Genomic DNA, 11,724 nt, shown 5'->3' with positions numbered 1-11,724 from the left:
CCCTTTTTTACAGTTTGCAATCCCTTTTCCTCTTTTTCTGTCTCTGTTTCCACTTATTTCTGCCTCTTTTTTAGCTTTCCCAGGCTTATTTCCACTACGTTTCTCATAGTAACTCCATCTCTGTTTCCTCTGTGGGACTTACTTTGGGAATTTACGGGAAAATCGATTCCGCTTTATATCCACTGAGCCCATTCCTTCACTTACTTCTATTTCTGAGGATTTTATTCTTTCATATTCTTGGATAGCAGTTGTATCCACATGCCAGATTTTACCCTTTCATGAAATAGCGCCTGCCTGCAGGTTTTAGCAGGCCTTTTGGGGACAGAGGGCTTCAAAAAAAGTTTTCCGGTAATCCTTACAGACAATGGTCAAGAATTCAAAAGTCCAGTAGCTTTAGAAAGAGACATAATTTTGTTCTAACGCTGATAATAGTTCTGAAAAGAAATTTCGACTTCACCTTTAATAACAAAGTCCACATAGTCGTCATTTGAAATATAGAAGACATTATCACGTATTGCTACCCTCTATTAAATACCAGTCCGCCTGCAAATTATACATTTCTGCATATTTCCCTCCTTTTTTTATCAGCTCGTCATGGGTACCGGTTTCCATAATCCTGCCTTGATCCATCACAAGGATTCGATCGGCAATCTTAGCCGACCCAATACGATGGGTAATAATGATAGCCGTTTTATCTTTAGACATTTCTGTGAAACTCCGGTATACGCTGCTTTCTTCTATGGGATCAATTGCAGCCGTCGGCTCATCCAAAACAATGACATCATGGTTCCTATAAATCCCTCTACAAATTGCTACTTTTTGCCATTGTCCACCTGATAAATCAACTCCTCCGAATTCAGTTGTAAGAGGAGTTTCCAAAGCATCCGGAAAAATTTGTGGATCTAGCTCTAAATTGATTTTTTCTATTATTTCTGGAATAGCAGATTCATCCCCCTTTTGATCCGATATGGTAATATTTTCTTTTAATGTAAGCGCGTAACGATTAAACTTTTGATTAACGGCTGATATCCTCGAATATGGTAGCTTTTCAGAAATATCACATCCCATAACGCTTACACTTCCGGTACTTGGTTCATAAATTCCAGTCAACACCTTGGCCAACGTTGTTTTACCCGATCCATTTTCTCCGACAACCGCAACTGTTTCATTCTTTTTAATAGTAAGAGTTATGTCTTTTAATGCAAAACTATTCGCATTTGGATATTGAAAACTGACATCTTTTAAAATAATATCGTCATTGTCACTTTCACAAAAATTGAACTCAGGAGATAATTCAGGTAGGTCCATGAAATTAACATAATTTTTAGTAAATCCTATATTTCTGGACACTAACCCTAAATTGCGGTCTACGACGCCTTGCATTACAGAAAAAGCTAATCCAATTGAAGAGAACACTGCTGCGAATTGGCCGATTGAAATAATTCCTTGAACTGAAAATACAATGAGTACAACTAACAGAACCATATATCCAATCATAGCCACTAACCGCGTGCATAATTCAATAATACAAGATTTGCGCTCCGTTTTCCAATTTAGCTTATTCAAATCATCTAAAATATTAATATACCGTTTCCTAAAGAATCCATATATGCCCAGCGTTCTAGTTTCTTTAAAAAAAGTTTTACTGCAAATATTATTTTCATATTCTTCCAATGATCTGCGCAAGGGCGCTGAATGATCTTCTTGCTTAGCAAAAAACGTACTTTTGATTAGCTGAGAAACAGACATTGGCACAAACATAAGTAAAAGAATAACACAAAGCCATGGTTGAATGGAGGCTAAATAGAATAGCATGAAGATTAAATATGGAATATGAAATGCCAGCATGCTGATAAAAGTAAAAACTAACCCTACACATTTTGTAGAAGACTCAAACGCTTTATTTATAAGATCTAATTTATTTGGATCTTCATATAAAATTGCTTTTAGGCGAATTAATTTTTGGTTGACGATATAGTTCATATGTCCTGATAATTTTTTTGTCATATTACTATACATAAAATTTGCTACTCCATCCAACAATTGTGATGATATAATCACTAACGATACCGCCCCCGCCAACAGGTAGCTCATCGTTGCTAAACCTCCGTTATCAAGTATTGTGTTGATGGAGTCATAAAATTTCTGCATCAAAAAGGAATTAAATCCATATGACAAACCTTGCAGCATATCGCTTAGAGCGTAAAATATAAAATATGCAGGACACGCCTTAATAATGACAGAAAAAATAATTTTCAAAATATTTAAAAAATTACTTTTTTTATCCATAATTATACATACCAGCCTTTCTGAGTTTCATACATCTTACAATACTTCTCACCTTTATCAATCAATTCCTTATGACTCCCCCGTTCTATAATAGTCCCTCCCTCTAGTACAAATATTTCATCCGCTTCCTTCACCGAGGCAAGGCGATGTGTTACAAAAATAGTCGTATACTCCTTACTAATTCTCTGAAAATTATGATATACTTCACTTTCGCTAATTGGGTCCAATGCGGAGGTTGGTTCATCTAAAATCCGAACCGGTGCTGAACTGACCATCGTTCTGGCTATCGCAATTTTCTGCCATTGTCCGCCAGAAATATCAAGGCCGCTTTCATTAATTTTCCCAAGCTGTGTATCTAATCCTTTATCTAATTTTTCAATCTGTTCTTTTAAATTTATATCCTCAACTATTTGATGCAATTTTTCATCCGTCATTGTCTCAACAGCATTTATATCTCCAATCTCTATGTTATCTCGAATTGACATGCTATATTTTGCAAAATCCTGAAAAACATTTGAGAATGTGGCATTGATATCCGCTAGCTTGTAGTCTTTCAAGGATTTACCGTTAAGTAAAATCTCTCCCTCATACCCTCTGTATAAACCTATTATAAGTTTAATTATCGTTGTTTTCCCAGACCCATTTTCACCAACAAAAGCGTAATGCTTTCCTGCTTTCATTTCAAATGTAACATCCTGTAAGACATTACAGGAGCCATTTGGATATTTGAACTTTACATTGCGGAATGCTAAACTTTCAAATTTCAGCGGAGCAGTGCTCTTTATATTCGCCCCTTCAATCCTTTCCAGTTCCAAAAAGCTATTTAAATCTTTCACAGCCTCTTTACTTTGAGTCATCGCATCAATTTTATTCGTCAGGTCCCAGGATAATAAATCGATTAACTCAAAAATAATCCCTATAAATGAAACATACAGGCCGATTGAAATGACACCATTTAAGGTTGGCGCAAGCAACAAAAATAGTATAATGATACAGAAACCAGCTGTCATAAAACCGCTGCTCTTCATCCTAATAAACCATTTCTTTTCTACTTTTAACTGATACTTTCTAGCAATCTCATAATTATCCAGCCACATTTCGTTAATACGATTACCATACTGAAATAAAACTCGCTCTTCAACATAATCTCTGCTCGATAGAACTTTTCCAAAATATAAATATTTGCGTTGCTGCTTGGTTACTTGCCGGTTCGCTTCGTAATTAACCCTACCACTTATTATCGACAACTTCGAAAAAGGTATCAATATTGCTATAATAATTAGTACTGCCCACCAAACATTATATGCCAAAATTCCTAGAATCAAGCCAACCTTCATTACAAGAACAGTTAGCGAGATTAAATCGTTGAAAACTTTATATACCCATTCCTCAGGGTTCGTTTTAACCCGGGAAATCAAGTCAAGCGTCTTATCATTTTCTATACACGGATAGTCTAGATTACTACATAATTCAATAAGTTCTGGACGTAGCTTCCCTCTAATATTTAACCTTAGCTTTACAGTCGCAAAATCAAGCAACGAACTGGCCCCATACTCAAAGATAGTAATTAAGAATAGCGATACGATTGGCACTATAACGTCGCCAATGATCCCCTCCCCGCGTAAGATCGAAAGAGTGGTATCAATAAACGAACTCGTACTTAACATTTTTAAACTAGGAATCAATATGTATATTGATCTTTACTCCGTAAAATCATTCCACGCATTCTCCTTTGCTTGGTGACATATTTTCCACACGTTCAAACTTACCTATCTTATTGTCCTGAATATGAACATAAACTGAATGGGACATAGCCTCATTACTGAAGAGATTAGATCCACTCCCAGCTTATCCAACCAAAGGATGGAATCGTACACATTAAGAGACAGCCGTTCGGTAAATCCTGGTATACCAATCAGCAGATTAGCACTGACGCATTACAATAATGTCGTTATTATCCTGACAAAAGGTTTGCTTATTTGAACTCGGCATCTATCCTTTCTTTGTCAGCTTATCACGGAGCATCTGCAACTCTTCTTGCGATACCCCTATATCGCAGAGATAGGATTCGGCGGAGCCGTAGCGCTCCAGGATATAATTCAAAAAGTGTTGGATATAGGATGTGTCAGATGCAATTAAGTAGGAGAACGCCTCCTCCGGCATTGGCGTCAAAATTGTGGCCGCCGAAGTAAAATATGTCTGCGATACCTGATAATTGGAAATGATATCGTCCGTGGATACGCCTGCAAACAGAAGGAGCAAGGCTGCCGTTACGCCTGTCCGGTCTTTCCCCGCTGTGCAGTGAAACAGCACTGTTCCCTTGGCCCGGGCGATGATCTGAAAGACATTCCTTATGGATTCCTTTGCCATTTCCGCCATCTGCACATACAACTTTGGCAGTGTCATGGAGTCAGTCACAGTAAAATCAATGGCTGTCAAGTCCCCCGCGATGTAAGGAAGCTGATAATATGCAATTCGGGAGTCCTCCGCCAGAGGATTGGGCCGCAATGCAGTCTCATCCGCGCTACGCAGGTCAATAACCGTGGTCAGACCATACCCCAGCAAAAAAGACCGATCCTCCTCCGATAATTCCGTCATATCGCCGGCACGCAAAACACGGTGCCACTGCGTCATGCCTCCATCTTTTGTCGGGTATCCCCCAATCTCGCGAACGTTCTTAACACTCGATATGGGCAATCGCACATAATCAGCAGTATAATCGTACATTTGCAACCTTCCTTTCCCCCCAAAGAATGGATTTCACCTAAAACAGCATCCTCATCTCTTCTGTTTTTTGCCTTTACAACAATTGCATAAAATTTCGGACCGTCATATCCGCTGCCCTCTGTATAGAGGCCCACTCCTCCCCCGATGACGGGTCATAAACCCCGCATGTCTGAAAGCCCCCCTTGCGGGCTGCCTGAATCGCCTGGAGGACATCTTCGAAGACTATGCAGTCCGAGGGCGCTAGGGGGTGCTCCAATGAGCGCGATAGCTCCTGGACAGCAAAAAGATAGACGTCAGGATACCCCTTGCCCCGCTGAACTTGGGATGTATCCACGCACACGTCAAAATATTGATGAATTCCTTTATTTTGCAAGAAGGGTTCATATAATTCCCTCGATGAAACCGTTGCCAGCGCAATCATAACCCCCTGTTTTCGCAATGCCTCAATAAACTCCTTAGCCCCATCCTTTAAGCCGATCGTATGCCCATATTCAAAAACTGCCATCTCATGCCATTCCCGGATCACGTCAGGTACTGTCTCCTGAAGAGAAAAACGGGATATGGTGTAAGCGGCAGCTTCTTGATAGTTCATCGTGCGAAGCGCCGCCCCATAATCTTCCGGCATGACAATCCCTCGTTTATCTAAAAACTGGATATCGATTTTGCGCCATACCCCCATAGAACATGCTAGGGTGCCATCCATATCGAATATAGCGGCTTTCCAAGGATATTGCATCCTATCCACCTCCTCGTGAAATTAATGGCTGCGCCGAAAATGCGGTTGTCAACGCAGAAAAAAGAATGCCGGGAAAATTCCGGCATCCTGGTGGTATTAGAGCTTGACAACACCTTTTTTCAGAATAATATTGGCATAAATCGCTGTCTCGCCGGACATGATCACCACATAGGATTTCTCCTTCGTCCGGTCATAGAAAGCAAAACGCTCCACTTCTTCAAAGGCACCGGCTCCGCGCTCGTCATGGCGCGCGACAATCTCCTTGTAAGTGTCCCAGATGGGCGTCTCCGCCGTGTCGCCAGGCATGACCTGCATCAAGGCGACAGGATGCTCCACATACTGATCTAGCGGCATCACCTGTAAAATGGCATCCAAAATCTCAGGGACACCGTGTCCATCCAATCGGATCACGCGATCCGACAAGCTGTGTCCTGGATAATTGCCATCTCCGATGGTCAATTCATCGCCATGACCCATCTCCGCCAAAATCTTCAACAGCTCAGGGGATAAAATCGGGGGGATTCCTTTTAACATACTCCATTCCTCCTTTGTTTTGCTGCACCAAAATGCGCTACAGAATTGCAACCTTTAGTGGTTTTACTGATTGAAGCTCCATAATAAACTTGGTGATCATCACAGAAGCGTTGACAACCGCCTGATCCATGTCATGCTGGATATTCTCATGCCAGTTCTCGATGGAAGCCGTCTCCATGTAGATCCCGTTAATTTGCTCGATATGCTCCTCCATATATTGCAAAAACGTTCTCTCAAAATCCTTTGGGTCTGTGAACGCCTCCGAGCCTGTAAACCGAATATCCTTCAATTCTCCAATATGCTCTTTCACCTCATCCATGATGACATTGTATGCATACGGAATCTCATATTTTAAATCATCGAGCAACTGTTCATATCGAACATGCTTGCGCAAATCCTTGTTGAAAATATTGTGCGACAATGTACAGGAGTCCGCGATATAGTGGGTCAGCAATCCGATGATCATGGAGATCCGGTATCGCCGGTTCACCAAAAAATTGCGGGTCAAAAGCCTTTGGAACTCTTTTACATAATGATGTGCTACAATCGACGGTGTATGAAGCTGTACTCTGCGAAATGGGTGGATATCCGGTAATACCGCGCCATAGTGCAGCCAGCCCCTGTGAATGCTGATTCCCATCAAATCCTCCAGCACCTCCGCCGTCCGATCCGCAATCAGAATATGACTTTTTAATTTCAATCCATAGCCTTCCTTCCATCCATATTCAATTCTATGTCTACTAGTATACTTCCTTCCTCTAAAATTGTCTACTATTTTTTCAAAATTTATTTTAAATGTAAAAAAGAACATTTTCGATGACACATCGAAAATGTTCTTTTTAGCTACCGCCTTAGCGATTGTTCTGATTCTGGCGGTTCTGCTGGTTCTCTTCTTCCTCGTTGCGGAACTGATTGCTCGGGCAGTTTTGCTGTTTCTGATTCTGCTGCTGCTGTCTCTGCTGATTTTGGCGCTGCTGCTGGTTCTGCTGCTGTTCCTGGTTTTGATTCTTATTCATGAACAATTCCTCCTGATTTTAAATGAAATAGACTTACAGGTGATATTGTTCCTCGGCCCTTCAAAATTTATGCGTATTTCTCGTCAGTCTTTTGCTCCAGAGACTCTTCATTGGAATTAATTTCCATTTTATTGGGTTCCAAATTCGCATTTTTGAAGGCAACCGCCAGCATCAGCTTAATGCGATTGAGCTGATTGACCTCCGAAGCGCCCGGATCATAATCCACAGCCGCAATATTCGCTTTTGGATAGCGCGCCCGAATCGGTTTGATCATGGATTTCGCCACAATATGATTCGGAAGGCAGGCAAAGGGCTGCACGCATACGATATTATTCACACCGTGAGCCATCAGCTCCACCATCTCAGCCGTCAGGAACCAGCCTTCCCCTGTCTGATTTCCAAGAGAAATAATGCCATCAGCGTATTTCGCTTTCTCCTGAATCCTCGTCGGTGGTCTAAACCGTGAGCTTTTCTTAAGAGCCGTTGTCATCGGCTTTCGATAGAGTTCGATCCCGCTGATGACCAGATTTGTCAGCCGCTTTGTCTTTTTGCTGCCGCCGAGATGGTCGGCCTTAAAGGTGCTGTTATACGCACAGTATAGGAAGAAATCCATCAGATCCGGAACGCAGACCTCCGCGCCCTCCGATTCCAAAACCTCTACCAGATTATTATTGCCGGTCGGATGATATTTGACCAGAATTTCGCCTACAATACCCACCCTTGGTTTTTCTATGGACAATACGGGGAACGCATCAAACTCCGCCACCATCTGCCGAATATTTCGCACATAGGTAAACCAATTTCCGTTCTGTACGTTCTCTGTGGCAATGGCATTCCATTTTTCATACAGCGCATTTGCGGAACCCGGTACCTGTTCATACGGACGTACACGGTAGAGCAGATGCATAAACAGATCTCCGTAGACGACACTCATCATAGCTCGATTGATCAGTCCGGGCGTAATAGAAAAGCCCGGATGTTTCTCCAGCCCTCCGGCGCTGAGGGAGAGGACCGGAATCTGGGACATTCCCGCGTCCCGCAGGGCCTTTCGCAGAAAGCTGATATAGTTCGACGCACGGCACCCGCCTCCGGTCTGGGTCACAATGAGCGCAACCTTATTCAAATCATATTTCTGACTTTTCAAAGCGTTCATCATCTGTCCCACCACCAGAATAGAGGGATAACAGGCGTCGTTGTTTACGTACTTCAATCCCTCCTCCACCGCTTGATGATCAACAGACGGAAGAATTTCGATGTTGTATCCAGATTTCGCAAAGGCTGGCTGCAACAGGCGAAAATGAATGGGAGACATCTGCGGCGCCAAAATCGTATACTCCTTCTTCATCTCTTTGGTAAAGAGCACCTTGTCAAATTCGTAGGCCCGGCAGAGCTGTTCTTCCGGTATACCGCCCTTGCTGTCCCGCTCTAAGATCGAAGCTTTCAGCGAGCGCAGGCGTATCCGGACCGCTCCCAAATTCGTTCCCTCATCAATTTTGATGAGCATATAGGTTTTTCCGTGGGCTTTTAAAATCTCCTGCACTTGCTCCGAAGTCACAGCGTCCACGCCACAGCCAAAGGAAACCAGGTGGACCAGCTCCAAGTCAGGCCGCGTCCCCACAAAATCAGCGGCGTCATAGAGCCTAGAGTGGTAACTCCATTGGTCGAGCACTCGAATTGGCCGTTTCAAATGATTTAGGTGCGCGACGCTGTCCTCCGACAGAACCGCCATTCCCAGATCTAACAAGATCTTTTCCAGTCCATGGTTGATTTCTGGGTCCACGTGATAGGGGCGTCCTGCCAGAACCACCCCTTTTATATGATGCGCCTCTATATAGCGAAGGGCCTCTTCCCCTTTCGCCTGGACATCTGCTCGATACTGCTTGTGCTCCGCGTATGCCGCGTCCACTGCGCTGTCGATTTCCTCCCGGGCAATGGAAAATTGGGGAGCCAGATAGGTCCACAATTCTTCCTTGACGCTCTCCGGGCTGTCCAGATTGAGAAAAGGATTCATAAAGACGATGTCCTGCTCCTGAAGTTCCTCCACATTTTGTTTGATCGTCTCCGGGTACGAGGTGACAATGGGGCAATTATAATGGTTATCCGCCTTTTTCTGTTCCTTCTCCTCATATGGTATACAGGGATAAAAGATAAATTTTACCCCCTGTCGCAGCAGATGCATCACGTGACCGTGTACGAGTTTGGCCGGATAGCAAACGGATTCCGATGGAATCGTCTCCATCCCCTCCTCAAAGATCTTCTTTGTGGAGCGCGGCGAGAGCTTGACAGCAAATCCCAGCTTCGTAAAAAAGGTGAACCAGAAGGGATAGTTTTCGTACAGATTGAGAACCCGCGGAATCCCCACCTCCCCTCTGGGTGCTTGGTCCAGCGGCAGAGGTTTATAGTAAGAAAAGACTCGCTTATACTTAAATTCGTAGAGATTGGGAAGTTCCTCTTTTTGCTTCTCATCCTCCCCAGCTCCGCGCTCGCATCGATTTCCGGATATAAATTTGCGATCCCCAAAATGGTTAATGGTGAGCAGGCAGTTGTTGGAACATTTTCCGCAGCGGGTTTGCTCTGTCTCTGCGCGAAAGGTAGAGAGCTCGTCTCTGGAAATCAAATGACTTCTCTTCTGTTCCGCTGGAACTCGTTCCTGAGCGATCAGGGCGGCGCCGTAGGCCCCCATCATGCCCGCGATATCGGGACGCACCACTTCACGGCCTGTGATCTTCTCGAAGGCCCGCAGCACCGCATCGTTGAAGAAAGTTCCGCCCTGCACAATGATCTTTTGTCCCATTTCATCATAATCCCGGATCTTGATAACTTTCTGTAGCGCGTTTTTGATAACGGAATAGGACAGTCCTGCCGAGATATCGCCCACGCTGGCGCCTTCCTTCTGCGCCTGCTTGACTCGAGAATTCATAAAGACTGTACACCGGGACCCTAAATCCACAGGATACTGGGACTGCAGCGCAGAGGCAGCAAAGTCCTCAATCTTCATATTCAGCGACTGGGCAAAGTTCTCCAAGAAGGAGCCACAGCCGGAAGAGCAGGCTTCGTTCAAAAGGATGTCCGCGATCACGCCGTCCTGAATCCGAATACATTTCATGTCCTGGCCGCCAATGTCCAGAATGAATTCCACACCTGGGAGAAAGAACTCCGCCGCCTTATAGTGGGCCATGGTCTCGATCTCCCCCTCATCGACGTTGAAGGCGGCCTGAATCAATTTCTCACCGTAGCCGGTGGAAGCTGAACCTGCGATATACGCCTTTTCCGGGAGTATCTCGTATACTTCATCCAGAATTTCTTTTACCTTGTCTACCGGACTCCCCTCGTTGCTGCCATAATACGTATACAGAACTTGCCGGTCTTTTCCCATCAACACAGCCTTCGTCGTGGTAGAACCGGCGTCGATCCCCAGATAAACAGGCCCCTCATAGGTCTCAAGGGGCTGCCGCTTCACCTGGTCGCGGTCGTGGCGCCGCACGAAAGCTTGATACTGTTTCTCATTGTCAAAAAGAGGCTCTAGGCGGGAGACCTCCTGATCAATAGCGTCCAACATAGTATTGGCCGCCCTCTGAATATCGTCAAAGGCAAAGAGAGGCCCATTGCAGGATGCAAACGCAGCGCCCATGGCGACAAACAGCTGAGAGTTTTCAGGGATGATCACCTGCTCCTCCGTCAAATGAAGGGTCTCAATAAAACGCTTGCGCAGCTGGGGCAAAAAAGACAGAGGACCGCCAAGAAATGCAATATTTCCGCGGATAGGCTTCCCACACGCCAATCCCGCGATGGTCTGGTTGACCACCGCCTGAAAGATCGATGCCGCAACATCCGACTTTGGTGCCCCTTCATTTAAAAGCGGTTGAATATCCGTTTTTGCAAATACACCACATCGAGCTGCGATGGGATAGATGATCGTCGCATCCTCCGCCAGGGCATTGAGTCCTGGCGCATCTGTCATTAAGAGCATGGCCATCTGGTCGATGAAGGCTCCCGTACCGCCGGCGCAGGTGCCATTCATCCTTTGTTCCACCGACTGGCCAAAATAGGTGATCTTCGCATCCTCTCCTCCGAGCTCGATGGCTACATCTGTCTCGGGTATCAGCCGCTCAACGGTCTGTGTGCAGGCGATTACCTCCTGCACAAAGGGAATCTTAAGCCATTTGGACACGGATAATCCTCCAGAACCCGTGACATTGATCGTGACAGTCTGACCAGCCAAAACCTGTTGATATGCCCGTTCCACCACATCGCGGATCGTCTCTTTAATATTGGCAAAATGTCGTTTATACTCTTGGTAGACTAAATTCGCATCTTCGTCGATCACCGCGATTTTGACCGTCGTGGACCCAACATCCAGGCCAACGTGGTATAGTCTCTCCATTCTATCTACCTCCCAAAAAATTTCTTTGTCGGCTGTGC

General features: G+C 44.6%; 8 protein-coding genes. All 8 read right to left on the bottom strand.

The features are described 5' to 3' along the window. Positions 1-507 precede the first annotated feature (507 nt). Entirely contained in the window at positions 508-2,289 is a 1,782-nt protein-coding gene (locus H8730_RS13090; protein WP_177714011.1) for an ABC transporter ATP-binding protein, read from the bottom strand. A 2-nt stretch (positions 2,290-2,291) separates the two neighbouring features. Next, a complete protein-coding gene (locus H8730_RS17930) occupies positions 2,292-3,881 on the bottom strand; it encodes an ATP-binding cassette domain-containing protein (RefSeq protein WP_177714012.1) in 1,590 nt (529 codons plus the stop codon). A 400-nt stretch (positions 3,882-4,281) separates the two neighbouring features. Further along, positions 4,282-5,016: a tyrosine-protein phosphatase gene (locus H8730_RS13080; RefSeq protein ID WP_177714013.1), complete on the bottom strand. Its 735-nt coding sequence runs from the start codon at positions 5,014-5,016 to the stop codon at positions 4,282-4,284. 73 nt (positions 5,017-5,089) lie between these two features. Then, positions 5,090-5,752, bottom strand: coding sequence for an HAD family hydrolase (locus tag H8730_RS13075; RefSeq protein WP_177714014.1), 663 nt, complete (start codon positions 5,750-5,752; stop codon positions 5,090-5,092). Between the two features lie 96 nt (positions 5,753-5,848). Further along, positions 5,849-6,286 (bottom strand): RbsD/FucU family protein, encoded by a 438-nt coding sequence (locus tag H8730_RS13070; protein WP_177714015.1) that lies wholly within the window; start codon positions 6,284-6,286, stop codon positions 5,849-5,851. A 37-nt stretch (positions 6,287-6,323) separates the two neighbouring features. After that, on the bottom strand, positions 6,324-6,986 hold the full coding sequence (locus tag H8730_RS13065; protein ID WP_177714016.1) for a zinc dependent phospholipase C family protein: 663 nt from the start codon (positions 6,984-6,986) through the stop codon (positions 6,324-6,326). A 151-nt stretch (positions 6,987-7,137) separates the two neighbouring features. Next, on the bottom strand, positions 7,138-7,302 hold the full coding sequence (locus H8730_RS13060; protein WP_177714017.1) for a hypothetical protein: 165 nt from the start codon (positions 7,300-7,302) through the stop codon (positions 7,138-7,140). A gap of 67 nt (positions 7,303-7,369) precedes the next feature. Then, positions 7,370-11,686: a 2-hydroxyacyl-CoA dehydratase gene (locus tag H8730_RS13055; RefSeq protein ID WP_249289911.1), complete on the bottom strand. Its 4,317-nt coding sequence runs from the start codon at positions 11,684-11,686 to the stop codon at positions 7,370-7,372. Between the last annotated feature and the right edge of the window lie 38 nt (positions 11,687-11,724).

Source organism: Bianquea renquensis (genome assembly GCF_014384895.1).
Lineage (GTDB): Bacteria > Bacillota > Clostridia > Lachnospirales > Bianqueaceae > Bianquea > Bianquea renquensis.
This window is presented reverse-complemented; position numbering and strand designations above follow the sequence as displayed.

Excerpts from the sequence above, each read along its gene's own strand:
- H8730_RS13070 (WP_177714015.1), bottom strand. The coding sequence starts at position 6,286 with ATGTTAAAAGGAATCCCCCCGATTTTATCCCCTGAGCTGTTGAAGATT.
- H8730_RS13075 (WP_177714014.1), bottom strand. The coding sequence starts at position 5,752 with ATGCAATATCCTTGGAAAGCCGCTATATTCGATATGGATGGCACCCTA.
- H8730_RS13055 (WP_249289911.1), bottom strand. The coding sequence starts at position 11,686 with ATGGAGAGACTATACCACGTTGGCCTGGATGTTGGGTCCACGACGGTC.
- H8730_RS13060 (WP_177714017.1), bottom strand. The coding sequence starts at position 7,302 with ATGAATAAGAATCAAAACCAGGAACAGCAGCAGAACCAGCAGCAGCGC.
- H8730_RS13090 (WP_177714011.1), bottom strand. The coding sequence starts at position 2,289 with ATGGATAAAAAAAGTAATTTTTTAAATATTTTGAAAATTATTTTTTCT.
- H8730_RS13080 (WP_177714013.1), bottom strand. The coding sequence starts at position 5,016 with ATGTACGATTATACTGCTGATTATGTGCGATTGCCCATATCGAGTGTT.